Source organism: Pseudarthrobacter sp. NIBRBAC000502770, from assembly GCF_006517815.1.
GTDB classification, from domain to species: domain Bacteria; phylum Actinomycetota; class Actinomycetes; order Actinomycetales; family Micrococcaceae; genus Arthrobacter; species Arthrobacter niigatensis.
The window spans coordinates 2,169,497-2,192,709 of the sequence record NZ_CP041198.1; the positions used below are offsets into that span (position 1 = coordinate 2,169,497).

General features: G+C 63.7%; 30 protein-coding genes. 22 read left to right on the plus strand and 8 right to left on the minus strand.

Going from position 1 to position 23,213, the window contains the following annotated elements; genetic code table 11:
- Positions 1-47: 47 nt before the first annotated feature.
- From prfB to NIBR502770_RS10420, 8 genes are all read right to left on the minus strand, one after another.
- Positions 48-1,163, minus strand: a complete 1,116-nt coding sequence (gene prfB, locus NIBR502770_RS10385; protein WP_018760183.1) for a peptide chain release factor 2 — start codon at positions 1,161-1,163, stop codon at positions 48-50.
- 47 nt (positions 1,164-1,210) lie between these two features.
- The gene (locus NIBR502770_RS10390; protein WP_141181861.1) at positions 1,211-1,657 is read right to left on the minus strand and encodes a pilus assembly protein TadG-related protein; all 447 of its coding nucleotides are present in this window, start codon (positions 1,655-1,657) and stop codon (positions 1,211-1,213) included.
- A complete protein-coding gene (locus NIBR502770_RS10395) occupies positions 1,654-2,217 on the minus strand; it encodes a hypothetical protein (RefSeq protein WP_371416508.1) in 564 nt (187 codons plus the stop codon). The genes NIBR502770_RS10390 and NIBR502770_RS10395 overlap by 4 nt, the downstream gene beginning before the upstream one ends.
- On the minus strand, positions 2,198-2,614 hold the full coding sequence (locus NIBR502770_RS10400) for a TadE family protein (RefSeq protein ID WP_141181863.1): 417 nt from the start codon (positions 2,612-2,614) through the stop codon (positions 2,198-2,200). Before NIBR502770_RS10400 ends, NIBR502770_RS10395 begins: the two co-directional genes overlap by 20 nt.
- A 185-nt stretch (positions 2,615-2,799) precedes the next feature.
- Entirely contained in the window at positions 2,800-3,639 is an 840-nt protein-coding gene (locus NIBR502770_RS10405) for a hypothetical protein (RefSeq protein WP_141181864.1), read from the minus strand.
- Between the two features lie 68 nt (positions 3,640-3,707).
- Entirely contained in the window at positions 3,708-5,150 is a 1,443-nt protein-coding gene (locus tag NIBR502770_RS10410; protein WP_141181865.1) for a recombinase family protein, read from the minus strand.
- 40 nt (positions 5,151-5,190) lie between these two features.
- Entirely contained in the window at positions 5,191-5,610 is a 420-nt protein-coding gene (locus NIBR502770_RS10415) for an ImmA/IrrE family metallo-endopeptidase (protein ID WP_141181866.1), read from the minus strand.
- On the minus strand, positions 5,585-6,208 hold the full coding sequence (locus tag NIBR502770_RS10420; RefSeq protein ID WP_141181867.1) for a hypothetical protein: 624 nt from the start codon (positions 6,206-6,208) through the stop codon (positions 5,585-5,587). Before NIBR502770_RS10420 ends, NIBR502770_RS10415 begins: the two co-directional genes overlap by 26 nt.
- Positions 6,209-6,435: 227 nt before the next feature.
- Between NIBR502770_RS10420 and NIBR502770_RS10425 the strand changes: the two genes are divergently transcribed.
- The 22 genes from NIBR502770_RS10425 (at position 6,436) to NIBR502770_RS10525 (ending at position 23,212) form a co-directional block, all read left to right on the plus strand.
- A complete protein-coding gene (locus NIBR502770_RS10425) occupies positions 6,436-6,717 on the plus strand; it encodes a helix-turn-helix domain-containing protein (RefSeq protein WP_141181868.1) in 282 nt (93 codons plus the stop codon).
- Between the two features lie 149 nt (positions 6,718-6,866).
- Positions 6,867-7,091, plus strand: coding sequence for a hypothetical protein (locus tag NIBR502770_RS10430; protein ID WP_141181869.1), 225 nt, complete (start codon positions 6,867-6,869; stop codon positions 7,089-7,091).
- Positions 7,088-7,849 carry a hypothetical protein gene (locus NIBR502770_RS10435; RefSeq protein WP_141181870.1) on the plus strand — a complete coding sequence of 254 codons (762 nt, stop codon included), beginning with the start codon at positions 7,088-7,090 and terminating at the stop codon, positions 7,847-7,849. Before NIBR502770_RS10430 ends, NIBR502770_RS10435 begins: the two co-directional genes overlap by 4 nt.
- Positions 7,846-8,274, plus strand: coding sequence for a hypothetical protein (locus tag NIBR502770_RS10440; protein WP_141181871.1), 429 nt, complete (start codon positions 7,846-7,848; stop codon positions 8,272-8,274). The genes NIBR502770_RS10435 and NIBR502770_RS10440 overlap by 4 nt, the downstream gene beginning before the upstream one ends.
- Positions 8,271-8,630 (plus strand): hypothetical protein, encoded by a 360-nt coding sequence (locus NIBR502770_RS10445; RefSeq protein WP_141181872.1) that lies wholly within the window; start codon positions 8,271-8,273, stop codon positions 8,628-8,630. Before NIBR502770_RS10440 ends, NIBR502770_RS10445 begins: the two co-directional genes overlap by 4 nt.
- On the plus strand, positions 8,627-9,991 hold the full coding sequence (locus tag NIBR502770_RS10450) for a ParB/RepB/Spo0J family partition protein (RefSeq protein ID WP_141181873.1): 1,365 nt from the start codon (positions 8,627-8,629) through the stop codon (positions 9,989-9,991). The genes NIBR502770_RS10445 and NIBR502770_RS10450 overlap by 4 nt, the downstream gene beginning before the upstream one ends.
- Positions 9,984-10,373 carry a hypothetical protein gene (locus NIBR502770_RS10455; protein WP_141181874.1) on the plus strand — a complete coding sequence of 130 codons (390 nt, stop codon included), beginning with the start codon at positions 9,984-9,986 and terminating at the stop codon, positions 10,371-10,373. Before NIBR502770_RS10450 ends, NIBR502770_RS10455 begins: the two co-directional genes overlap by 8 nt.
- Before the next feature lie 132 nt (positions 10,374-10,505).
- Positions 10,506-11,339, plus strand: a complete 834-nt coding sequence (locus NIBR502770_RS10460; protein WP_141181875.1) for a hypothetical protein — start codon at positions 10,506-10,508, stop codon at positions 11,337-11,339.
- A 174-nt stretch (positions 11,340-11,513) separates the two neighbouring features.
- Complete coding sequence (locus NIBR502770_RS10465; protein ID WP_141181876.1) at positions 11,514-12,383, plus strand: hypothetical protein; 870 nt, start codon at positions 11,514-11,516, stop codon at positions 12,381-12,383.
- A complete protein-coding gene (locus NIBR502770_RS10470) occupies positions 12,380-12,823 on the plus strand; it encodes a hypothetical protein (protein WP_141181877.1) in 444 nt (147 codons plus the stop codon). Before NIBR502770_RS10465 ends, NIBR502770_RS10470 begins: the two co-directional genes overlap by 4 nt.
- Positions 12,729-13,709, plus strand: coding sequence for an HNH endonuclease (locus NIBR502770_RS10475; RefSeq protein WP_141181878.1), 981 nt, complete (start codon positions 12,729-12,731; stop codon positions 13,707-13,709). The genes NIBR502770_RS10470 and NIBR502770_RS10475 overlap by 95 nt, the downstream gene beginning before the upstream one ends.
- Before the next feature lie 36 nt (positions 13,710-13,745).
- Positions 13,746-14,045: a VRR-NUC domain-containing protein gene (locus tag NIBR502770_RS10480; protein WP_141181879.1), complete on the plus strand. Its 300-nt coding sequence runs from the start codon at positions 13,746-13,748 to the stop codon at positions 14,043-14,045.
- On the plus strand, positions 14,042-14,857 hold the full coding sequence (locus NIBR502770_RS10485) for a hypothetical protein (protein ID WP_141181880.1): 816 nt from the start codon (positions 14,042-14,044) through the stop codon (positions 14,855-14,857). Before NIBR502770_RS10480 ends, NIBR502770_RS10485 begins: the two co-directional genes overlap by 4 nt.
- 553 nt (positions 14,858-15,410) lie before the next feature.
- Positions 15,411-15,653 carry an HNH endonuclease gene (locus NIBR502770_RS21840; protein ID WP_141181881.1) on the plus strand — a complete coding sequence of 81 codons (243 nt, stop codon included), beginning with the start codon at positions 15,411-15,413 and terminating at the stop codon, positions 15,651-15,653.
- 154 nt (positions 15,654-15,807) lie between these two features.
- On the plus strand, positions 15,808-16,140 hold the full coding sequence (locus tag NIBR502770_RS10495; protein WP_141181882.1) for a hypothetical protein: 333 nt from the start codon (positions 15,808-15,810) through the stop codon (positions 16,138-16,140).
- Positions 16,140-16,661, plus strand: a complete 522-nt coding sequence (locus NIBR502770_RS10500) for a transposase (protein ID WP_141181883.1) — start codon at positions 16,140-16,142, stop codon at positions 16,659-16,661. The genes NIBR502770_RS10495 and NIBR502770_RS10500 overlap by 1 nt, the downstream gene beginning before the upstream one ends.
- 3 nt (positions 16,662-16,664) lie before the next feature.
- Positions 16,665-18,263: a terminase gene (locus NIBR502770_RS10505; RefSeq protein WP_141181884.1), complete on the plus strand. Its 1,599-nt coding sequence runs from the start codon at positions 16,665-16,667 to the stop codon at positions 18,261-18,263.
- 15 nt (positions 18,264-18,278) lie between these two features.
- On the plus strand, positions 18,279-18,503 hold the full coding sequence (locus NIBR502770_RS21180) for a hypothetical protein (RefSeq protein WP_168223150.1): 225 nt from the start codon (positions 18,279-18,281) through the stop codon (positions 18,501-18,503).
- Positions 18,504-18,514: 11 nt separating this feature from the next.
- Positions 18,515-20,518 (plus strand): phage portal protein, encoded by a 2,004-nt coding sequence (locus NIBR502770_RS10510; protein WP_168223151.1) that lies wholly within the window; start codon positions 18,515-18,517, stop codon positions 20,516-20,518.
- A 3-nt stretch (positions 20,519-20,521) separates the two neighbouring features.
- Entirely contained in the window at positions 20,522-21,526 is a 1,005-nt protein-coding gene (locus tag NIBR502770_RS10515; protein ID WP_141181886.1) for a hypothetical protein, read from the plus strand.
- Between the two features lie 17 nt (positions 21,527-21,543).
- Positions 21,544-22,776 carry a phage major capsid protein gene (locus NIBR502770_RS10520; RefSeq protein ID WP_141181887.1) on the plus strand — a complete coding sequence of 411 codons (1,233 nt, stop codon included), beginning with the start codon at positions 21,544-21,546 and terminating at the stop codon, positions 22,774-22,776.
- A 94-nt stretch (positions 22,777-22,870) separates the two neighbouring features.
- Positions 22,871-23,212, plus strand: coding sequence for a hypothetical protein (locus tag NIBR502770_RS10525; RefSeq protein ID WP_141181888.1), 342 nt, complete (start codon positions 22,871-22,873; stop codon positions 23,210-23,212).
- Position 23,213 lies beyond the last annotated feature (1 nt).

Here is a 23,213-nt window from a genome sequence, read left to right on the forward strand (position 1 = left end):
TTCGGGGGCGTGTCGCCGCATCGTCCCGCAGCCCGCCGGAGGGCATCCTACTTTTCGGCGTTACGGTTATCCGTCCGCCACCGGATTCCGGCGTCGATAAAGTCGTCGATTTCACCGTCGAACACTGCCGATGTGTTGCCCACTTCGTGTTCTGTGCGCAGGTCCTTGACCATCTGGTACGGATTCAGGACATAAGAGCGCATCTGGTCACCCCAGGACGCCTTGACGTCTCCGGCCAACGCCTTCTTCTCCGCGTCCTCCTGCTCCTTCTTCAGGAGCAGGAGCCTGGACTGCAGCACGCGCATGGCAGCGGCACGGTTCTGAAGCTGGGACTTCTCATTCTGCATCGAAACCACCGTTCCGGTGGGGATGTGCGTGAGGCGGACCGCCGAGTCAGTGGTGTTGACCGACTGGCCACCCGGACCGGATGAGCGGAAGACGTCAACCCTGATCTCGTTGTCCGGGATGTCGATGGAATCGGTCTGTTCAATCAGCGGGATGACTTCAACAGCCGCGAACGAGGTCTGGCGGCGGCCCTGGTTGTCGAACGGGCTGATCCGGACCAGGCGATGGGTCCCTGCTTCAACACTGAGGGTGCCGTAAGCATAGGGCGCCTTGACCTCAAACGTGGCCGATTTCAGCCCGGCTTCCTCGGCGTACGAGGTGTCCATGACGGTGGTGGGGTAACCGTGCCGCTCGGCCCACCGGAGGTACATGCGCATCAGCATTTCGGCGAAATCTGCCGCGTCGACACCGCCCGCTCCCGCACGGATGGACACCACGGCTTCGCGCTCGTCATATTCTCCGGACAACAGGGTGACCACTTCCAGGTCCTTGAGGGCCTTCTTGATGGATTCGAGTTCGGCAGCGGCCTCCCCCATCGAGGCGGCGTCGTCCTCGTCCTGGCCCAGTTCCACCAGGACTTCGAGATCGTCGATACGCGAGGCCAGGTTGGTGAGGCGTTCCAGCTCGGACTGTCGGTGGGAGAGACGGGAGGTGATCTTCTGCGCCGCTGCGGGGTCGTCCCACAGGTCCGGCTCCCCTGCCCGCTCGCTGAGTTCGGCGATGTCTTCACGGAGTGCATCAACGTCGGAGACGCGTTCGATGGACTCGTAGGTGGCGCGGAGGGCGCGGATTTCAGCAGAAAAATCAATATTGGCCATGGTGGTTTAACCCTACGCTATCGCCGAATCCTGCCCGTTCCGGTGTCCTAACGGGTCAACCGCGAGCGCGCGGTTGACGTTGCCTCGATGGCGATCCCGTCAGGAATGAGGAAGTTCACCACCGGCGGGTGGACGGCGGCCGTGAGGACAACGACGGCGGTGGAACCGTCCGGCGTTCCCGTCGCCCCGGTGACCGCAAGGCTGGAGAAACGCTGCGAAGCGGGACTTCTTGCAACGAAGTCTGCCGCGACGTTCCGGACGCGTGCCGGGTTGAGGACAGCAGAGGGGCTGCCGCCTTGCGTTGAGACTTCGCCAAGGGTGTAGCTGCCGGCAGCGGCAAGCGATGCACCGTCTGCCAAGGACAGCAGGCGTTTGTGCTCCAGGTAAACGGAGGAAATGCCGATGACCACCGTCGCCACCAGGAGTGCGATGAGCACGTAGCCGAGGATCATGACCATCAGCTGGCCATCCTGGTCCGGTTCCCGGCGGTTCATCGGTAGCGGCCCACCAGCTGGGAAGAAGAGGCCTGGACCTCCGTGGCGGACAACCCCTCGGCAAACGGCATGAAGGGCAGGGGCACGCTGAGACTGACGGTCACCGTTACCGTGCTGCCCGCGGCCTGGCAGTCGGCCGGGCTGCAGAGGGTGCTCAAGGTGGCCTGGTCCCCCTGGTGGCCGAAGTCGGAGAGTGCAAGTGCCACCGCCTGCTCCGCAGCAGCCTGGGCGCTCCCGGCATCGGGTTGGGCTACATAGACCTTGGCGGCCTGGTCCGCGGCGCCCACTACGGCGAAGGATCCCCCTTGGATCTGCGCGACAGTTATTACGAAATAAACCAGCGGGACCATCAGCAGGAGTGCAAGGAACGTAAACTCGACCACCGCGCTTCCCTGTTCACGGCCCAGGCCAGGCTGACGGCGTTCCGCCCTCCTCACAGGTTCCGGAGCCTGGATGATGTCCCGGGGCTTCTCCTGGCAAAGTGCCTCTGCAAGGCGGCTCCTGAAGCTTGGCCCCTGCGATCTCCTGAAGCTGGCCGGTTCAGGGCTGGACGGCAGCATGCCCCTTCACCTCCAGCATGTCCCTCGGTCCGATCAGGCCAATAACAGGCATTGGGGACCGGACCGTGACCTCCAGGGTACGCATGCCTTGGAACTGTACTTCCCTGGTACTGACCTGCTCAGCGAAGCCAGGGTTGAGGGCCATGCTGATGAGGCCGCGTGTCCGTTCTTCAGCATCGTTGGCGTTGCGGTCTGCGAGTGTCCCGTATCTCGCTCCGGATGCGGCGGCGTCAATGAGTGTGTTTCTGACGTGCAGGACCAGTATCAGTTGGAGTATCGCCAGGAAGAACATCGTCAGCAGCCCACCCACCAGGACAAAGTCCACAACGGCTGATCCCTGCTCGGCTGCCCGGGCCGCACCCTGCTGCTCCTGCGGCCATGGGGCGGACCTGCCCATGGTTCAGTTTCCTACCTTGTCCATCGCCTGGTTGAACATGGCTTCCAGTGCGGGACCCGCAAGCGCCAGAAGGGCTGCCACCAACACCGCGGACATGAGTGTGACTAGGTCCTGTTGTCACCCTGGCCTCGCGCCACGCTTCCCGCTCGACTTCCCCTTCATCTATTTCTGTTTCTGGCTGACCGTTATGAGCCGGCATCGGCCTCAACTCTGCGAAGTACCTGCTCAGCACGTCGAATCCATCCCCTCATAACTTTGGGATGCCGCTGTTCTTCCATTAGCGATAAGCCCTCCTTGACGAGCTCGATGTCCTCCTCTCCGAGCTGGTTTCCCTCCAGCACGAGCCCGAACTGATTGAGCAGAGCCCGCACTTCTTGCCTGGTCCCTTCGGCCACCGCAGCCATGGGTTCCGCGCCAGGAGTCCTCAAGCGGCGTTCAACAAGGTCTATCTTTCGCGCAAGGCTCTCGACTAGCTGCAGGAGCATTTGTTCCGTTGAGCTTCCAGAGCTTTCTACCCGTTGCTGTGCGGTCCACGTTCGGAAGGCTGCCGCGACCGGGTTCATCATGTCCTTGAATTCGGGAGCGAGGTCAGGGGCCAATGCCTTGGCCTTGAGCTGGCTTACGGCCTTTTTCACCTCGTCCGGCATCAGACCGAATTTGAGTGCACGCATGTCTTTGATGTCGAATGGCGATGAGTCCTTGTCCCCATCCATAATCACTACAGGCTTGTCCATCGCGTGGGCCAGAGCGAGTTCGTAGAAGACGTTAGGGTTGCGGCCGGTTATGTCGGCAACGCAGATGTCTGCGTTGAGAATAGAACTGAGCATGGCCGCAGTGATCGCATATGGCGAGTCGTGAGCATCGGCGCGCTCCACCTCAAACTCAGGCGCCGGCAGTGCCGCTTGAACTATGAATTCCAAAAACAAGTCTGCGTGTCTCCGAACTTGGCTCCCATCAGCGCCGATGGGAGAGATTACAAAGACCTTTTTCGGCTGGTCCTTGGTGGGCGCGTTTGAATCGGGCAAGGCAAACTCTCCCTGATCAAAGATAGAAGGCGAACTCCCCCATCCTAAGAGCCAGCGAAAGCCCTGAATTACCAGAGTGGGCGGACAGTGACTTTGGCGCGTGGGCGGCCTGGTGCAATTTCCACGAAGTCGATGAGTCGGGAGAGAAGGTCCCGCCGCATATCGACGGGAAGAAGGTGCCAGTCCTCCACGAGTCCGGGCAGGAGGTCGATGGGGGGCTTCGCGACTGCGACCTGGGCCGAGGCGAGGGCACTCTCCGCGTCTTGCTTCTGCTTTTGGAGGTCGTCCCTCAGTCGGGTGTAGGAGTCCTGTGGAACAGTGCCGTCCAGCATCTTCAGGGTGAGCTGATCCAGGCGCCCGTCCAGCTTCTCGATCTGCTTTGCCAGTCCTATTGTCTTCTCGGCGTCGGCGGAGGTCTTCTTGACCATCTTTGCGGCGGCCGCGCCCTCGGCGTTCAGATCCTCGGCCCAATCGGCGAGCTGCTCGAGGAGGATTCGTTCGACGTAGTCCACCATGACGTAACCGCCTGTGTGTGCGCGCTTCTCGGCTGCTGCTTTGCATCGGTATTTGGGTGTTTGCGCGGTGCCGAATAGGCCGGCGTTCATCCTTGCCCCGCAGGAGCATCGGATGAGGCCGGACAGAAGGTAGACGGAGCGCTCGCTACGCCGGTTGACCCTTCGGCTTTCGCGGCGTGCGAGGTACTCGGCCCATTGCTCGGGCGTGATGACTGGTGCATGGATTCCGGGCAGGCGCTCGCCGTGTCGAGTGATAAAGCCTGCGCCGAAGCCCTGGTCCATGATTCGACGGATTGTCCGCGCCGACCACAGCCCGTCCTTGGATATGCCGTAGCCAGTGGAGGGGCGTGTGGGTCCGTCGTTGAGGAATTGGACGAGGCTGTAGACGGACTGGCCGGAGAGGTAACGTGTGTAGAGCTCGGCGAGGATCGGCCCTTGGACAGGGTCGGGGGTGAAGCCTTTCTCTTTGTCGTATTGGTACCCGTAGCGGGGCTTTCCGTTCGCTGGCTTGCCCTGCTTCACTCGTCGTTCGTGGGCGTCTTTCCAGGACTCCCCCATGCGTTCAGATTCGAAGGCCGCCAGTTCCGCGAGCATGCCGCGGGCGAACCGCCCGGACGAGGTGGTGGTGTCCATCGGTTCGGTGGCCGACTCCAGCCGGCCGCCGACGCCCTCGACACGGTCCACGGCAATGACCCAGTCCTTGCGGTTCCTGGCCACTCGGCTGAGCTTCCACACAACGAGGACGTCCGCGGTGCCGGCTTCGATCATGGCGACGGCCTGTTCGACTTGGCGGCGCTTCCAGAACTGCCCGGACAGGTCGAGGTCCGTGAGGGTTTCCACGACTTCGTAGCCGCTCTGCTGGCAGTGCCGCTCGATGGCGGCGAGCTGCAGCTCTGGGCTGATCATTCCGTCGCGCTCTCTGGATACCCGGACATAGGCAACGGCGCGGACGGCTTTATCTGGGACAGCGCGCAGCTGCCCTCGGGAAGCACTCATCAAAAGATCCCTTAGGGGTAGAACAGAAGAAGGTGTGCTGCTAAGCAGCTGCGGATGCCCGCACCAGCTCTTCAATAGCCTGGCGCTCGCTGTCGCTTAGTGCGTCGATATAGTGCTCGACAACGTCGGGAAGAACACCTAGGCGGTGGGCCATGGCGACGGCGTTGTTATCCACGAGGATAGCGTCAACGAAGTCTTGTTTCGAGATCAGCCGGACGGCTGCCCAGTAGTTGGCATCGCGCTCGGACCGGGGTGTGGTTCCTTCGTGGCGGTAGGCGGCGTGGCCCAGTTCGTGCATGAGGGTGCACAGTAGTTGGGTCGGGGCCAGGCCTCGTTTGAGTGTGATGACGTGCAGGTCCGCGTCGTAGGTGCCCCAAAGGCCATCGGGCACCCAGCCGTACCGGACATGGACGCCGAGGGCCCGGACGTATGCCTCAGGCGTCTTCGGCATCCTGATCATGTGCAATTCCCCCGTGCGCCGGCTTCGCGGCTAAATCGTAGTGCTCAGCCTGGTGAAGGCGGTCTATCGCATCATCATCGAGGGGTGTGACATTCTCTGCGGAAGCGTCCTCAGATGTCTTCTGTCCAGGGACAGCGTTACGGCGCTTGCCACGCTCACGGCTGGTCCGCATGGCATCGGCGTAGTCGTGCACGATCCGGTTTCGTTCTTCGCGAATGTCGTCACGTTCTGGCTGGAGAGCATCGTCGTCCTTGTTCATATCCACGAGGACCCTCAGCATGTCGATGGCAGCTTTGCGGGCTTTAGCCGGCAAGTTGTCAACGCCAGGCGGAAGTTCGTCGGCGAATGGCGGACCGGGGACGGGTTGTCCCGCGGCCGTGAACGCGGCCTCATCTGAAACGCCGGCCAACCAGGCGATCGCTTTGATCGTCTCGTTGGTCGGGGTGGACTTATAGGTACCCTGCCTGATGGCATTGACCGTCGTAGTTGCCAGGGTGAATCCTTCGCGCTGGGCGAGGAATGCCAATTGGCGTCCAGATGTGTCGTGTCGGGTGATGGCGACTTCCACCAGCTCCCGAAGACTCTTGGGCTTGTTCACGACGGTGACTCTTCCTTCTGGATCGACACTTGGGGAAGTGGCGACAGAACTTTTATGACAAGTGACAAGTACATCTTGGCAGACAACACGCGGATTCCTTCGCCTATCGTCTTGACAAGTACGCTGCATATGAACCATGCTCTACTTGTCAAAGCGATTACGAGGAAGGCATACTGATCATGCGACGCACCAGCCGCACACTATCGATCGTTCGTAAGGAGACCTGGATGAAGGTCAAGGACCCCGCAGCACTGCGGAGAAAGCGGCTCAACCGCAAGTTCTCCCAGCGCGACCTGGCGTTCCTCGTACGGCGCTCGCAGAACACGATCCACCTGCTGGAGACCGGTGGGATGAAGACCCTCAGCGAGGATCTCGCCCTACTGATCGCAGCGCGTCTGGACGTCGAATGGGAGGAGTACTTCGAGTTGGAAGAGCACGAAGTCATGCCCACCGTTACCGATAAACGACGCTCCACTGGTAACTGTGAACCGCGACAGCTGACTGCATGAGCGGTAGCCGAAGGAATCAAGAAAACGCAAAAGGCGGCCCAGTGCCATTCCGCCAAGAAAGTTCACTGGACCGCCCGTAGAAAATCCAAGAGCCAGGCCCACCGCTGGAGGGGGTAGCCCGGCTCTCGAATCAGAAAAGAGCATATCAAATGCCTGTTCGTGGTCTCCGAACACTGCCCCCTGAAGCACAACCACATATCGCCGCTGCCGGCCGCGTCCTCGCCCAGGCAACGGCACTGCTCAACTCGATGACTCCTGAAGAGATCGCCGAGGCTGCTTACACGCCCGGCGGTCCTTCCAAGGATCAGTTGCTCCTGCTCGCCAAGGCCCGCCAGCTGCGCGGATCGCGGCGCTCGCTGGAGGTTGCGTCGTGAGCACGAGATACGACACCGGTGGCCGCGACCTCGACGGCACCCTGTACGACGCCTCCTTCGAGTGCGAGGATTGCGGCCTCTCGCTGTCCTGGCCGGTCACCGAAGGCATCCCCGCGGCGCAGGACCCCATTGCCGCACCCATGCTCGCGATCATCGCGGAGCACGAGGACGGCGGCTGCCCGGCGCAGCAGCTCCAGCAGGAGCGGCTACGACAGTTCCCGAAGGACCTGTACTTCGCCGCCGAAGACCACGCGGTCGGCCCGGCGGCCCTGTCCGGTAGCGAGATCGACGTCATCAGAAGCCGGCGCCTCGCCGACTACCGCCGTGCCTGCACGTTGCTGGAGGATCTGCAGTCAGCGTCCAAGCCCCTCAGGGCATTCGACCGGAACGGCAACATCGGCATGGCTGCCGCCAACCTCATGGACACCGCGCTCGCCGCTCATAAGGCCTTGCGGAACCTCACGCTGGATGTAGCGGGCGCGGAGCAGCGCTTCCGTGAACAGTCGAGCATCCGGGAGCTGCCGGCTCCCCCACAAGCCCCGGTAGAAGATCAGCCACTCCCCCAGGCTGAGCCGGCTACCGGCCCCCTGCCGGCGGCCGTCGAGCCAACCCCCCAGGCCTCGACGGCTGCCGGTCCCAAGCCCGGGCCGCACCTCGCAACTGTCGCAGTATTCAACCCAGCTGTCTCCGCGAAAGAGCAGCTGTCTGCATTCGACCGTGTCGTGGACGCCCGGCGCCAGCGCGCCGTAGGGCTGTGAAGGCGCGCATAAAGCGCTTCGCCATTGTTCATCCTGTAGGCCACCGTCCTTTCAAGGACCGCGCCGAGCTCCAGTACCGGGACAACAGGGAACTGGCTGAGCAGCTTGCACGCTACTGCCGTTCGAAGTGGCCCATGCCGCAGAAGATCCAGGTCGATGTCCATGCCGGTCACGTCCTGATCAACGGCGAACATCGTGCCAACTTCTCTATCCACGAGCACCGGGGCATGAGGGCCCCATCCGAGCGGGTCGGCCGGAATCGCCGCCGCATCTTCCTCTACGCCCCCCTTCTCATCCTCGGCGCGCTGATGTTCCTCGCGGCCACCGCCGACTTCCCCATCATCAACTCCGCGTACCTCGCAGGAGTCACCTTCCTAATCGCCGGCGCCGCCGGATTCGTAATTGAGACAGGACAACCAAAATGACCGAACAGCCCGTCGAGACAGAGCAACAGTTCCTCGGCAACGAAACCCCCGCCGTCGTTATCCAGCTCGGCACCGCTCCGGTGTCCGCCTCGATTCCGAAGGCGATCCGTCAGCACTACGTGCCGAACGCCCACCTTCGCCGGCCGTCGTGGTCCTCGGTGGACGACGTCGAGCTGGCAGCGCTGGCCCGCAGGAGTGCCCACGCCAACAAGCTGGCAGCTATCGCCAAGGAACAAGCGGTAAAGGCCGAAGAGGCCCTGAAGCTGGCCCTTGAAGTGGAAGAGAAGGCAGTCCTCGAAGCGCACAACGCCGAACAGGACCTGCTGGCTCTGGTCAGAAAGGACGCAGGAAAGTGAACGCGACCTTCCAGGAACTCCACATTGACCAGCTGGTCATCCACGCAAAGAACGTCCGGAATGACGTCGGGATCGTCACCGACCTGGCCAACAGCATCACCGAGCAGGGCATCCTGCAGCCGCTCGTCGTGGCCCCGGCAATCGCTGGCGAGGGCTACACAATCATCGCCGGGCACCGCCGGTACGCAGCGGCGAAGCTCGCCAATGTTGACTCCCTGCCCTGCGTTATCCGGGAAGACCTGGACACCGAGCCGAAGCAGCTCGTGGCAATGCTCGTGGAGAACACCCAGCGCGCGGACCTCACGCCCGTAGAGGAAGCTTCCGCCTACCAGACAATCCTGGAATTCGGCGACGCGTTCAACGTCAAAACCGTGGCAAAGGCCACGGGGCGCTCGCAAAGTCACGTCCGGAAGCGGCTGCTTCTGACCAAGCTCAATGAGGACGCAAAGGTCCGCCTGGAGGAACAAACCCTCAACGTTGACCAGGCGCTGGTGCTGGTCGACTTCGCCGCGGACGAGGCGGCAACAGAGAGGCTGCTGGCAGCCGCGGCGCAGAGCCCCCGTGAATTCGCCTTCAGAGTCGAGGCCGAAACCCGCAAGCGTGACCTGCCCGGCAAACTCGCGGCACTAGAGTCCGAGCTGAAGGAGGCCGGAGCCAAGTACGTCCCGGAATCGGAGTTGTACAGCGGCAAGTACACCAAGATCTACGAGAACGAAGACAACGAGCTGACGACGGCCCAGCACGTCGCAGCAGGCGACCTCGCGTCCATCGACCGGAACTGGGGCAGGCTCTCCTGGTACTCGAAGCCGAGCAAAGCTGCAAAGGCCAAAGTCGAGCTGACCGAGGAAGAGCAGGAAGCCAAGCGCCGAGACGCCGAGCTGTCCGCGGCCCTGGACATCGCCCACGCCATCCGCGCCGAACACATCAAGCAGGTCATCGCCTCCCCACCTGAAGGCGCAGCAGACGAAGCCCTATACCGTCTCCTCGTCCGCCAGCTCCACTCCCATGTCAACCTCTTCGCGGAGATCACCGGCCGCCACCCAGACTCCGAGAGCGACCACCAGGGCATCAAGGCGGCGCTCGCGGATATGACGGTGGAGCAGATGGCACTCCTGCTGCACCTGGCCGAACGGTCCCAGGAAGACGAGCTGCTGAAGCTATGGGCATGGGACGCCGGCGACTACCGACACTCATGGTACGGCGGCCCGAAGGCCTGGATCGAAGACCTCGGCAGCGTCTACCACTACGAGCTGTCCGCCGTCGAGCAGGAAGTTCTGGACCACTTCCAGCAGTTGCACGACGCCCGCCTCGCTGAGGTCGCAGCAGAAGAGCTTGAAGAAGGGGAAGACGACGATGCGTAACCACGGACTCACGACGAACGAAGCCAACGAGCCGATCTGCCTTTGCGGTTTCCGGCCGGCCATCTTGGACGAGGTGATCCACGTGGGCCGCCTGTGGAAGGCAAAAAGGGTGGTGCTGGAGCACGCGGACGCGCTGAACGACCCGGAAGCCCCATCGCCCTCTGACCCGTTCCTGGTCGATGACGCGAAGTTTCCAAGAGCCGGCGTCCGCCGCACCGAGGCGGGCAAGTGGCTCCTCACACTTTGGGACGGCATGGGCATCCAGCACCACATTTCCGAACCGGAGTTCACGAAACGTGAAGACGCCTTCGATTACGGGTGGATGACCATCGGCGCCTGCCGCCAGGCCGGAACCAACTTGAACGGCTGGGAAGCCGCATGAGCGAGCAGAAGAATCCGGCACCTGCCCGCCAGCTGGTCACCGTCCTGCCAAAGGTCGTCAAGTGCGACAGCTGCAAAAAGCCCATCGACCCGCACAACGGCAACTGCCGCTGCTAGAAGGAAGGAAAGATCGATGACCGAAACCACGACGAAGCAAAGGCCTTCCGACTCCCGCGCCTGGCAGAAGAAGTGGCGCGTCGAGCGCGCTCGCGGTATCAAGCGCATCGTTGAGGCAGGCCGAGCACAGGAACACGTTCAGGAACTGACGGCCAGCCACGGGCTGTCCATCAGGGGAATAGCCGAGGTCGCCGGCATCAGCGCATTCATCGTCAGCGACCTAAACCGCGGGCGCAAACAAAGCCTCTACAGGGAGACGGAGGCAGCCGTCCTGGCCGTCACACCGGACGCGGTCCTCGCACGATCGAACCCCGAGGGATTCGTACCGAACATCGGCGGCCGCCGCCGCATCCAGGCACTCATGGCCATGGGATGGCGGCACCAGGACCTCACCCCGATGCTGGGCATTAACACAGCCAACATCGTGCACCAGCAAGGTGGCTGGTTCACCAAGAAAAAGCACGACGCCATCAAAGAGCTGTACGACCGGATCTGGAACCAGCGCGGTCCGGCGACCACGCTCAGCATCAATCGAGTCGCCAAAGCCGGATATGCGCCGCCGCTCGCCTGGGACGACGACACCATTGACGACCCCAACGCGAAGCCCGACCTCGGCGCTGCTGTCCGGGGACGAGGCCGCCCAGTCGAAGGCACAGTCCGCGTCTCGGAGGCGCAGCTCGAAGACGTCGAATTCCTACTCGATCAGGCACTGGCATGGGATGCAATTACCAGCCGTCTGGGCGTAGACCCCCGCGCCTTGGAACGGATGCTCTACCGCAAGGGCCGCGGCGACCTCGTCACCCGAGCCAAGACGATGGGCGAACGCATCGCCTACTCCAGGGCTTCCTGAACCCCGATGAGCAGCAACCAGCGCCCAGAGTTGTGCGCCATGGGCTCCAGCAGCCGCAGGCAGCCCACCCCCGGATGTACCTGCCCAGCGTGGCGGTATCACCCGGCATACCCCAGACCCACAAACCCCGAATGCCCTACCCATGGAGAGACCAATGACTAAAGCGAGAGCCGCATGATCCTTACCGTCAACACCCTCGACCTCCGGCAAGCCCTCATGGCCGTCACGCCCCACACCGGAGACCCGAAACTTAGCCAGGCGCTCGCCGTCGTGCACTTCACCGCAACGGACGGCATGCTGCACGTCACGGCCTGCAACACCGTCACGCTGGGCCACGCTGTGGCGTCGGTGTGGGAGGCGGAAGGCCTGACGGGCGACGTGAACGACGACGCCTTCAACCTGCCGGCCGACGTTGCCAAGGAGCTCCTGACGATCTTCAAGGCCAAAGGCAAGCAGCCCGAGGACGAGATCGGCGACACGCTGCGCATCACCGTGAAGGACTCCAGCATCACCTTCATGGACGTCTCCGGCCTCTTCCCTGGCAAGGAGTTCAAAATCCCGCGGGAAGACGACACCGGTGAATTCCCGCTGGCCTTCGGCCGGCTGTTGATCCAAGCGGTGCTGTCCGATCGCGTCATGCCGGAACGCCTGGTCGCAGCAGGCCGTCTGGTCCGTCTCTTCGCCACCGCCTCGCAGGCCTACGGCGAACCGCTAGTCATCGAACCCACCGAGGACGCCAAGCGCATCCTGATCAGCTGCGGAGAGTCCTTCCTCGGCCTCCTGATGCCCATCCGCTCCGAAGACGACTCCACGGTCGCCAACGAGCTGAACGCGTTCCGGGAGGGCTGGATGAACCGACTCCCCGAGCTGGCCCACGCCGGCGGCGGAAAGCTGCCCACGGACCCAAAACCAGACGACGCGAACTTCCTCCGCGACGGGCGCGGCTTCCACGGCTCCGTCACCGTCAGCACCGGCAACAAGGTCCAGGACATCACCGATGCAGTATTCAACCGCGTAGTAGACATCGTGGAGCCGCACCTATGAGGCCGCAGACGATCACGGCTAGCAGCCTCAAATACCCATTCACTACCAACTCCATAGCGGAGTGGCTCGCGGCGAACGGCTGTCGGCACTACGTCCCGGAAGACGCCCGGATCATCGTCACCGGCAACTACATCATCGTCCCGACACTGGACATCGGCCGGACTTACAACGCCCGCTACTGGGGCGCCTACAAACGCCGCGACGAGCTGCCCCTCAAGACCCGCAAGTACCGAATCCGCCATGAACTGGCCGCAACTACCCACCCGGCGCTCGCCGATCCCGAGGGTATCGCGCTGGTGCAGGCAATCCACGACCGCAAGAACGTAACGAAAGCAGGTTCATCCAGTGCCATGGCTGAAAGAGGGCGACGCGGCGGCGAACCACCCCATCGTCCTCTCAGCACTGGAGATGGAGGACGCAGACGACCGGATCCTAAATGAGTGCTTCGGCTGGGTGAATCGGTGCGCAACGCAATCGGCCGCCTACGAGAAGGACTACATCATCACCGTTGGCACAGCTCGCCAGATGGCCGGATCGCTCGGCAGGTATAACGCCCTCGTCAAGGCAGCGAAGTTCTGCGGCTACCTCACGGACACGGAGATCATCGTTGACGGGGAGGTACGCCAGGCGTTCAAGCTGGTCGAAGACAACGACCTCTTCCACATGATCCTGAAAGACGAACGAGCCTGGACGAACCAGCGGAAGAAGGACCAACGGAACCCCGAGCTGACCGTGCCGGTCCGGCACCGTGATGGGGACGCGTGCAGGTACTGCGGAAAGACCGTCAACTGGTCTGACCGGGTATCAGGCCGCGCCGGGTCCTATGACCACACCAACCCCGGCCGAAGGGCCACCGTAGAGACCTACGTCGTTTGCTGCAAGGCCTGCAACGGCCGCCGCGCGGACGATCCGGACAGCACCTGGGAAACCCTGCCTGCTCCAACGGAGCCGCTCTACGGGCCGCAAACAGTCGAGTTCCTGGCGAACCACGACGTCATAGTTACCCCCACCTACACCAGACCCAACTCAGCAGCAGAGGACACGCCTCCCGTCGAGCAGCCCGCGAAGGCCACTCCGGGACAGGGCGAGGCAACGGCACCCACCGGCCCGCCCAGCGACTCCGCATCCGCAGGGGCAACGGTTGAGCCGGCCCCTGACCCACGTAGGTCATCTGGCACCGGGCTAGGTCACAGGTCTCCCAGACCAAGCCTTGTCGGGACGGGACGGGTCGGGACGGGTCAGGTAGGGAAGGGAGCCCGGCTCCCTACTGAACCTCCCATGAACAAACCAAAGCGAAGACGCCCCAGGAAACGAGGCAGGAACTAGAGCATGCCCGCACAACGACTTTCATCACCTAACCCAATGAGTGAGTCTCAGTTCCAGACTGCTGTCATCGAACTGGCCAAGCTCAACGGATACCGCTTGGTCTACCACACCCATGATTCCCGCCGGTCGGTCCCTGGCTTCCCGGATCTCGTCCTGGTCAGTGAGCATCGGCAGCGTGCCCTGTTCCGTGAGCTGAAGACCAGCAAGGGTCGGCTGAGCCCGGAGCAGTTCGACTGGATCAGCAGCATGCAGCTCGCCAAGCTCAACGCCGGCGTCTGGCGACCAGAGGACCTGACGAACGGCCACATCCTCCAAGACCTGAGAGGCAAGGCATGACCACTCCCCTGGACATTGAGGAGAAGTACCGGTTCGAGCTGGCTGACGGCGCAGTCCTCTTGCTGCCGTACACGCTCGCCAAGAAGCGCACCGTGTACCCGGAGCTGTGCATCTTCCACGACGAGGACCCAGCGAAGGCCGCCGCCGGCGCCCACCTGTGCCCGGCCTGTATCGACTGGCTCCGGTCCGCTCTCGCCGACGTCGCCAAGTACTGGCCTGACCTTGAGGACGCGCTTGCACCAGCTGGTGGACGCGCGGTCTCCTCGGAGCGTGTCGGCGGGACCGGTGACCTGTACCCGCCGCTGCCGATCAACGGCGACGTCTCCGACATCATGCGCGCTGCCCGCCGCGCTATCTGGCTTGCCGTGGGCCAGCTGATCCAGGACCGCCCAGACCAGCGCCTGCCCATGGATCACGGCACCGGAGTTCTCGCTGACTGGCTTTCCCGCTGGCACGTCGACTATCTGGCCACTCACCCGTCCGCTGCTCATGTGATGGCAGTCGGGGTGGATCTGGCCAAGGTCGTGAACGCGATGAAGGAAGCCGCCTATCAGGCCCCGCCGGTGGAAGTGGACATCGACGGCGACTGCCACCAGCGGATCACCAACGCCCAGGGCAAGCAGGTCCCATGCCCGGGCAAGGTTCGGGGCTGGTCCCAGGGCGATGGCCGCGTGGTCATCCGGTGCAGCCTGGACATCACCCACCGCGTGCCGGCCGATCAGTGGTTCGCAACAGCCGGCCGCCGTGCCCCGAGGCCAAGCAGGGTCAGGGATGCACTCAAAAAGAAGTACCTAACCGGGAGGAAGGCATGATTCGCAAAGAGGGCAAAGCCCGCTGGACCTACACATGCAAGCTGTGCCGCAAGACGTGGACAAAGCCGGACCACTTCCGAGCCATCGAGCGGCAGCAGCGCCATCTCCGGAGTACCAGTCATCTGGTTGAGGGACTAGCTGCTGCGTTCAGGCCGGCGGCCGAAGTCCTCCGCAACCTGGGGCTTGCTTGGTGTATTGCAGACGACGACATTGCCCGGGCAGCGACGCAGATGCAGGAAGACTTTGCGCTGGCCCCCCCAATGACGCCACGCCGACACGGCGGCAATACTGGGGATGCTTGACTTAGTCGTCTAAATTATGGGGTGAGCTGGTGTTTCGCACCCAGCCACAATTCAGAGCCTCGACCGGTTAGCCGGCGGGGCTCTTCCCATGTGTGCAGGAGGTCGAATGCTCGCCTCGATTATGAACCTCTTCGGCCCGCACAACAGGCGCAGCGGAGGATGCCGCTGGTTTAGCCGGCCGTTCGACACGCTCAGTGAAGTGTGCCGCCGCTGTGAGTAAGCGAGCAGGCCGGGCTGGCGGCAAGTGGCGCATGCTGGTCGCTAACCAGCGGGCCAAGCGATTGGGCTGTGCGATCTGCCAACAGCCGATTGACTACAGGCTGCAGTATCCGGATGAGGACAGCTTCAGCGTTGACCACATCAAGCCTCGGAGTACGCACCCGCACCTTGCCGAGGAGCCAACGAATCTGCGCAGCACGCATCTTCGATGCAATAAGGCGCGGGGCGACCGAGACGAGAGGCCCGGTCTCGGGTCTGCTTTGCAGACGTGGTGACGACGGCGACGACGCCGAATCCACCACCGCGACGGCGGGTAGGGGCCGGAAAATCTCTAGAACCTGACGGGCCGGGAGGCTTCGCCGGGTAGTGTCCTCCCCCTCCCCGTACCCCCACCCCCCTTAGCGAAAACCCCGACCCCGAGGAGGCCAGTTGAGCTACGACGTTTGGGCTACGGTAGAGCCCGCGCCCAACCGGTTCTCCACCTATCTGGATCTCGGCAACATGACGAGCAATGTTGCTCCGATGTGGCGCAAGGCCTGCCCATCGCTTGACGGATTGGCTGGTATCGACGGAAAGAAGGGCTCCGAGGTCAGCAGCGCGCTGAGCATAGGCCTACTGGAAATGTTTGTGCGCCGCCGGACGCTGGAATACATGGCACCAGCGAATGGCTGGGGAAGTTTCGCCGGCGCATTTCGATACTTCGCCGCAATCACCCGGGCCGCGAACGAGCACCCAGATGCACTTTTTGGGGTGTCCCGCTGATGGCCCGCAAGCGCCGCAGGTACACCGCGGAGTACAAGCGGGAAGCCGCCAACCTGGTCCTGAACACTGGCCGGGCCATTGCCGACGTCGGACGCGAGTTGGACATCCCGGAGCAGACGCTTGGCCGCTGGGTGTTTGATGCCAGGGAAGCCGCCGGCGAAGATCCCCGGGCTCCGCGTCAGGTGAACTTCAAGACGCCGCTGCCGCCGGACCCGATCGCGTTCGCTGCCTTCGACGGGCCTTCGCTGCTCGCAGAAGTACGGGACGCCATCGCCAAGATGGATACCGAGGACAGGGACAAGGGCTTGGTGGCGCTCGCCGAACGGTACGCCCACATGATCGAGGCGGTGGCCAAGACCGGCGGCAAAGAGGCCGTATCCGTGATGTACCTCGGCCCGCACTTGTTCAACATGCTCAAGGAACTTGGCGGGACGCCCATGCAGCGTGCCGGCCTCGGCAAACCGGCTGAAAAGAAGAAGAGCCGGCTGGAGCTTCTGCGTGGGGGTCGGGAGGCGGTGTAATCCATGGCGATCGCGGCCGGCAAACCGAAACTGTACGGCTGCGAAGTCCCGCGGATCTACACCCCGGAGCGCCGGGAGCTGACCAGGGAAACGTCGAAGGGCTTTGAGTGCATCGACTTCGCTGAGCAGGTCCTGGATATCCCTCTGTTCCCTTGGCAGAAGTGGCTGCTGATCCATGCCCTTGAACTAAACGAGGATGGGTCCTTCCGCTTCCGGACGGTCGTTCTGCTGGTTGCCAGGCAGAACGGCAAGTCCACCCTGATGCAGGTCCTCACGCTGTGGCGGATGTACATGGACGCCGCGAAGCTGACTATCGGCACGGCACAGAATCTGGACATTGCTGAGGAGGTCTGGCGGGGCGCCGTAGAGCTCGCTGAAGGTGTCCCGGAACTCAAGGACGAAATCGAGCGGATCGATAAGACCAACGGCAAGAAGGCCCTGGAGCTGTCCAGCGGTGAACGGTACAAGGTGCAGGCGGCGAACCGCCGCGGTGGCCGTGGCCTTTCCGCTGACTTGGTTGTCCTTGATGAGTTGCGCGAGCATTCCAGTTGGGATGCCTGGGCGGCGATCTCCAAGACGACCATGGCGCGTTTCTACGCGCAGGTCTGGGCCGTTTCAAACGCCGGCGATGCTTCCTCGATCGTGCTGCGCTTCCTTCGGAACATGGCGCACATGGCGTTGGGTAACCCTGACGGGCTGGAAGACGTCGTCATGCCGGACCTGGATGAGGACGACGAGGCGGATGCGGATTCGCTGGGCTTGTTCGAATGGTCGATGGCTCCGGGAATGTCGATGTGGGACCGGCACGGCTGGGCCCAGTCGAATCCATCCACCGGGCACGTCCCAAGTCTTGAGAAGGCAATCGCGGCCGCTGTGAAGGGCGAACCTGAGGGCCTGGTCCGGACGGAGGTGTTCTGCCAGTGGCTGGACACGACGGCGGACGGCCCGTTCCCCCCTGGCCGGTGGGAGAAGGGTGCAGACCGGGAAGACAGGATCGTCGGGAAGTTCGCTTTCTGCGTGGATGTGTCCTGGGACCGCACGACCGCCCATATCGGAGTCGCGGGCTTCAACGCAGACGGCGTTCTCCGCGTCCAGGTGGTCGCCTCCCGCTCCGGCACGGCGTGGGTGGGCCCGTGGTTCGATTCGCCCCCTGAAGGGCAGAGCGTGGCCCGCAAGAGCAACCCAGATCTTGTCGGGGTGACGCTGCAGAAGAACGGCGCCCCGGTATCGTCCCTGCTCCCCGAGCTGGAGGCCATTGACGGGCTGAACGTCATCCCCTGGGAAGGCGCGGACCTGTCCCGCTGGACCGGCATGTTCTACGACCGTGTCCGGGGCCAGGAGATGGACGAGGACGGCGAGCCGATCAAGCCGGAAGACGTGGAACCGGACATCAGCCACCCGGGCCAGCCGATCCTGAACGTGGCCGCAGCAACCGCCCTGGCGAAACCGTCCGGTGACGCTTTCTTCTGGGACCGCGGCAAGTCGCCGAACGACGTCGCCCCGCTGGTGGCGGTGACCGGCGCGGCGGGCTGCTTCCTGGTACACGGTACGGCCCCCGAGAAGGTCAGCAAGTACGAAACGCAGGACCTGCTGGTCCTCTGACGAAAGGGGTCCGGAATGGCTCGCAAAGACAGGCTGCTCCGGGATGCCGAGCGCGGCAAGTTCCTGATCACCATCGACACCGAGGAAGCCTTCGAGGGCGTCCTCGTGGAATGGGACGACGAACACGTTGTCCTGGCCGCTGCCTACTCCGTGGGCGTGACCGGGGACCGGCTGAAGCTGGACGGTTACCAGTGGCTCCCCCGGCAGCGGATCAAGTACATGCAGGCAGTCACAACCTAAGAGGAGGTCAAGTGTTCCTTTCCGATGGAGCCGTAGTCCCCAACCAGGTTGACACGATCGGCGACCGCACCCCGATGTTCGCGGACGCCTCCTACTACAGCTCAGGGTCCATGCAGCTCTCCGGCATGTGGGCGGCTTACGGGGCCCTGTACAAGTCCCAGATGTGGGTCGGCACGCTGGTCCGGAAGCTGGCCATGGCAACCGCCCGGATGCCGTTCGACATCAAGCGCGCAGGCGTTGGGAACGAGCAGACCCCTGAGGCCGGCCCGCTGACGGATCTCATGCTGCGGCCCAACCCACGGATGAGCGGATTCAAGCTGTGGCAGTGGACGTCCTCGACCAGGGATATCTACGGCGAGGCGTTCTGGCTGAAGCTCCGCGACGACAGGGGCAACGTCCGTGAGCTGCACCCGATGCACCCCACGAACGTGGTGGTCAGAAGGATGCCTGACGGGTCGCTGGGTTACATCTACTCCGCCGGCGTCCGTGACGTGTCCATGCTCCCGCCCATTCCGGAGTCCGACGTCGTGGCCTTCACTACCTACAACCCGGACACCCTGAACCGCGGCCTTTCCAACCTGGAAAGCCTGCGGATGACGCTGCTGAATGAGGACGCCTCACGGCGCGCCACGGCCAGCTTCTGGGACAAGGGCGCACGCCCCTCGGTGGTGCTGTCCACTGACGCGACCCTGAGCCAGGGAGCCATTGACCGGCTGAAGGCCCAGTTCAACGCGGCGCACGGCGGGGCGGACAACATGGGCGGCACGGCGGTCTTTGAGGAAGGCATCAAGCCGACCATCATCCAGCTGAACATGGAGGAAATGCAGTACATCGAGTCCCGGAAGCTCAACCGGGAAGAGGTGTGCGCCGCCTACGATGTCCCGCCACCCGCCGTGCACATCCTGGACCACGCCACGTTCTCCAACGTCACCGAGCAGCTCCGCTCCTTGTACAGGGACACGATGGCTCCCCGGTTCGTGGACTTCGAATCGGTCATCAACCACCAGCTGGTGCCGGACTTCTACGCACCGGGCGAGGTCTTCACCCGGTTCAACATGGATGAGGTCCTTCGTGGGGACTTCGAGGTTCGCGCTGAGTCCGTGAACAAGCTGATCCAGGTGGGCGTCCTGAAGCCTGCCGAGGGCCGGCCGATGTTCAATCTCGCCCCAGCCGGCCCGGAGGCGGACAAGCTCTACGGCAACGCGGCGCTGGTCCCTCTGGGCTCCAACGCTGCCTCTCCGCAGCAGGTGGCGACGGACGGGACGGTCATGCCGATGCCCCTGCCGCTGCCGGCCCCGGAGGCTGGGAAGGCGGTCACGGTTCGTGCCGTGATGGGAAAACTCGCGCGGGTCAAGGGCAATAAGTCCAAGATCCGGGAAAGCCTCATCGAGCAACACGCCACAGAACTGCGGAAGTTCTTCGCCAGGCAGGGGGCCGCGGTGAAAGCCGCGCGTGCGTCCAAGTCAGTGGATGGGTTCGACCCCGAAGAGTGGGACGACGAGCTGGCGGCGATCCTTGAACCGCTCGCCGTGGCGACATCAACGGCGATCGGCTCCCACGTGGCCGAGGTGCTGGGCGGTAAGTACAACCCGGACCAGCTGGCGGAGTGGCTGGGCAGCGATGCCGCGAAGTCGGCGAAGAACATCAACGCGACGACGGCCAAGCAGCTGCAGGACCTCCTTGACCGGCAATCCGGCGACGACACAGAGGACCCGGACATAGACGGATTCTTCGACGGCACCATGGCCGCCCGCGCCGATCAGATCAGCCTGTCAAGGGTCGGCGCGATTGCAGGACTTGCGTCCATCGTCGGGGCCGAGCAGGCCGATGCCCGCACGAAGACATGGGTGGTTACCGCGGCCAACCCCCGCCCCTCGCACGCAGTGATGGACGGGGAAACCGTGGGCTTGAACGAGCCCTTCAGTAACGGGATGAACGGACCCGGCGACTTCAGCGGCGGCGCCGATGAGGTGGCCGGCTGCTCCTGCGACCTCCAATTCAGCAAGGAAGGCTAGGCCATGACCATTGTTCGCAAGGACGCCACGATCACGCCCACCGGCGGTGACGACGAGTTCCCCGGCACGTTCCAGGTGGTGCTCTCCGCTCCGACGAAGGACCGGGATGGGGACACGCTGCTTCCCGATGACTGGAAGCTCCCGCTGCCGGAGAAGATCACGTTCGACTCCGACCACGGCATGAGCGTGGCCACCACTGTGGGCTCCGGGACGCCGAGTATCGATGAGAAAACCGGCAACCTGATTGTCTCCGGCACGTTCTCTTCCCTTCCCCGGGCCCAGGAGGTCCGGACGCTCGTGAAGGAAGGCCACATCGACAGGACGTCGGTGGCGTTCATGACCGAGAAGACCCAGAAGGACGGCGCGACGGTCACCAAGCGCGAGCTTCTCAACGGCGCGTTCGTGGCGATCCCCTCCAACCGGGAAGCGGTAGTCCTGTCTTCCAAGGGCATCAAGGCCGGTGCCCGGAACAGCGCGGCGGACGCCGAGATGATCCAGGGCATCCACGACCACGCCGCGACGCTGGGCGCTGACTGCACTGCGGCGAAGGCCTTCCGGCGCAGCGCCAGGCAGACAGCGAAAAGCATCGCCGGATCGCTGGAAGCCACCCAGGACCGTGCGCGCGACGCGCTCCAGGACGCCAACCCCGGCGCTTGGTGCTGGCTCCGGGGGACCGTCCCGGACGGCAACGGCGGCGGCTACCTGGTGTTCGAACTGGAGAACCCCGAAACCTACGACTGCGAGACCTACAAGCAGTCGTACCAAGACGACGGCAGCGTGGTCACCCTCACGGGTGACGCGGTGCCGGTGGACGTGATGGAAACCGTCACGCCCGACCCCGATGAAGATGCTTCTGGTGCTTCCGGCACAGACCCAGCCCCCGCAGCCGGCGCCCCCGTGGCCCCCGCAGCCGGCGCGAAGTCTGCCCCCGTAGTCGATGGGCCTTCAACCGAAATAAGCGCCAGGGCCGCCCGGCTCCGGATGCTGCAAAACCTCATTGAAGACTGATCCGGAAAGGAATCACCATGCCTACTCTGCTTGAAGCGAAGAACAAGGTCCGCGAACTGTCCAAGAAGGGCCTGGAGGTCGCCGAATCGACCACCATGACCTTCGCCGAACAGAAGAACGCCCTCGATCCCATCGAGGCCGACATCAAGAAGTGGATGGACGAAATCAAGTCCATCGAGTTCGTGGAGGAGAAGCGAAAGAGCTTCCTCGCCGCCGCCGGCGTCGAGACCGGTGACGAAGCACCGGCCGACCAGCCCAACACGGGTGCGAAGTCCATCGGCGCCCAGTTCGTCCAGTCGGCCGGATACAAGGGCCTGGTCGAGCGCGGCCTCAAGGGCGGCCAGTGGTCCACCGGCGACGTGGAGGTCAAGACGACCCTCACCGAAGGCACCGCGGGCACCCCCGGCGGCGGCTACGCGACCGTCCAGAACCCCACGGTCCTGCCCGGAGTCGTGGACATCAAGACCCGCCAGCTGACCATCTCGGACCTCTTCCCGGGCGGCACGACCAGCACCCCGCTGATCCGCTACCTCGTGGAGACCGCCATCACCAACGCCGCAGCAGCGGTCGCTGAAGGCGGCCTGAAGCCCGAATCGGCGCTGTCGTTCTCCAAGGTGGACGAGGTCCTCCACAAGGTGGCCACGTTCCTCCCGATCTCGGACGAGATGCTCGAGGACTGGGCGCAGGCGCAGTCCTACATCGATGCCCGCCTGATCCTGTTCATCAAGCTCGCCGAGGAGGCGCAGCTGCTGAACGGTGACGGCACCGGTGCGAACCTCGTCGGACTGCTGAACCGTCCCGGCCTCGCAACCCCGATCGTGAAGGGCACCGCCCCTTCGGTCGCCGCGGACAACGGCATGGACGCGATCTACCGGCAGATCACCCAGATCCGCACCACGGCCTTCCTGGAGCCGGACGCGATCGTCATCGACCCGCTGGGCTGGCAGACGCAGGTCCTGTCCAAGAACAGCCAGGGCGCCTACTACGCCTCGGGCCCGTTCGTCAGCGAACAGAACCAGTCTCTCTGGGGCAAGCGCGTCGCCGTGACCCCGGCGCTGGCAGCGAACAGCTCCCTGGTCGGCGCGTTCCAGCAGGGCGGCCAGATCTTCCGGAAGGGCGGAATCACCGTGGAAGCCTCCAACTCCCACGCCGACTTCTTCCAGAAGAACCTCACGGCCATCCGTGCTGAGGAACGCCTCGCGCTGGCCGTGTACCGTCCGGGTGCCTTCGGCCAAGTCACCGGCCTGTAACCAAGGCCCCGCTTTCCCTGCTGCCCCGGGCGTGACTTCCACCGCGCCCGGGGCAGCAGCGCAGCCCCCTGCCTAACCCTGAAAGAAGGTCACCATGGCACGCAGAACCAAATCCGAGGACCAGGATCTCTCCCTCGTGGAATCCACGGGCAACGTCGAGTTCGACGGAACGCCCGTCACTGCCGAACAGCCCGCGGAAAACCAGAGCAGCGGCAACGTCGAATACGAAGCCCCCGGCACCATCGAAGTCAGCCACTACACGGAGGACGTCATCATTCGCGTAGAAACCCCAGGCCCGGTGACAGTGAACTTTCCGGGCCTTCCCGGGGTAGCGAACAAGGTCATCGAACCGCCGGCACCGGAAACCGAACGAGCGCAGGAAGCCCCAGCTGAACCCGCCCCCGCCGATCCAGCACCGGTTGACCCAGCGGAGTAAG

Coding starts and splice junctions, on each gene's coding strand:
- prfB (WP_018760183.1), bottom strand. CDS start 1,163: ATGGCCAATATTGATTTTTCTGCTGAAATCCGCGCCCTCCGCGCCACC.
- NIBR502770_RS10390 (WP_141181861.1), bottom strand. CDS start 1,657: ATGAACCGCCGGGAACCGGACCAGGATGGCCAGCTGATGGTCATGATC.
- NIBR502770_RS10395 (WP_371416508.1), bottom strand. CDS start 2,217: ATGCTGCCGTCCAGCCCTGAACCGGCCAGCTTCAGGAGATCGCAGGGG.
- NIBR502770_RS10400 (WP_141181863.1), bottom strand. CDS start 2,614: ATGGGCAGGTCCGCCCCATGGCCGCAGGAGCAGCAGGGTGCGGCCCGG.
- NIBR502770_RS10410 (WP_141181865.1), bottom strand. CDS start 5,150: ATGAGTGCTTCCCGAGGGCAGCTGCGCGCTGTCCCAGATAAAGCCGTC.
- NIBR502770_RS10415 (WP_141181866.1), bottom strand. CDS start 5,610: ATGATCAGGATGCCGAAGACGCCTGAGGCATACGTCCGGGCCCTCGGC.
- NIBR502770_RS10425 (WP_141181868.1), top strand. CDS start 6,436: ATGAAGGTCAAGGACCCCGCAGCACTGCGGAGAAAGCGGCTCAACCGC.
- NIBR502770_RS10430 (WP_141181869.1), top strand. CDS start 6,867: ATGCCTGTTCGTGGTCTCCGAACACTGCCCCCTGAAGCACAACCACAT.
- NIBR502770_RS10445 (WP_141181872.1), top strand. CDS start 8,271: ATGACCGAACAGCCCGTCGAGACAGAGCAACAGTTCCTCGGCAACGAA.
- NIBR502770_RS10455 (WP_141181874.1), top strand. CDS start 9,984: ATGCGTAACCACGGACTCACGACGAACGAAGCCAACGAGCCGATCTGC.
- NIBR502770_RS10460 (WP_141181875.1), top strand. CDS start 10,506: ATGACCGAAACCACGACGAAGCAAAGGCCTTCCGACTCCCGCGCCTGG.
- NIBR502770_RS10465 (WP_141181876.1), top strand. CDS start 11,514: ATGATCCTTACCGTCAACACCCTCGACCTCCGGCAAGCCCTCATGGCC.
- NIBR502770_RS10470 (WP_141181877.1), top strand. CDS start 12,380: ATGAGGCCGCAGACGATCACGGCTAGCAGCCTCAAATACCCATTCACT.
- NIBR502770_RS10480 (WP_141181879.1), top strand. CDS start 13,746: ATGAGTGAGTCTCAGTTCCAGACTGCTGTCATCGAACTGGCCAAGCTC.
- NIBR502770_RS10485 (WP_141181880.1), top strand. CDS start 14,042: ATGACCACTCCCCTGGACATTGAGGAGAAGTACCGGTTCGAGCTGGCT.
- NIBR502770_RS21840 (WP_141181881.1), top strand. CDS start 15,411: ATGCTGGTCGCTAACCAGCGGGCCAAGCGATTGGGCTGTGCGATCTGC.
- NIBR502770_RS10500 (WP_141181883.1), top strand. CDS start 16,140: ATGGCCCGCAAGCGCCGCAGGTACACCGCGGAGTACAAGCGGGAAGCC.
- NIBR502770_RS10505 (WP_141181884.1), top strand. CDS start 16,665: ATGGCGATCGCGGCCGGCAAACCGAAACTGTACGGCTGCGAAGTCCCG.
- NIBR502770_RS21180 (WP_168223150.1), top strand. CDS start 18,279: ATGGCTCGCAAAGACAGGCTGCTCCGGGATGCCGAGCGCGGCAAGTTC.
- NIBR502770_RS10515 (WP_141181886.1), top strand. CDS start 20,522: ATGACCATTGTTCGCAAGGACGCCACGATCACGCCCACCGGCGGTGAC.
- NIBR502770_RS10520 (WP_141181887.1), top strand. CDS start 21,544: ATGCCTACTCTGCTTGAAGCGAAGAACAAGGTCCGCGAACTGTCCAAG.
- NIBR502770_RS10525 (WP_141181888.1), top strand. CDS start 22,871: ATGGCACGCAGAACCAAATCCGAGGACCAGGATCTCTCCCTCGTGGAA.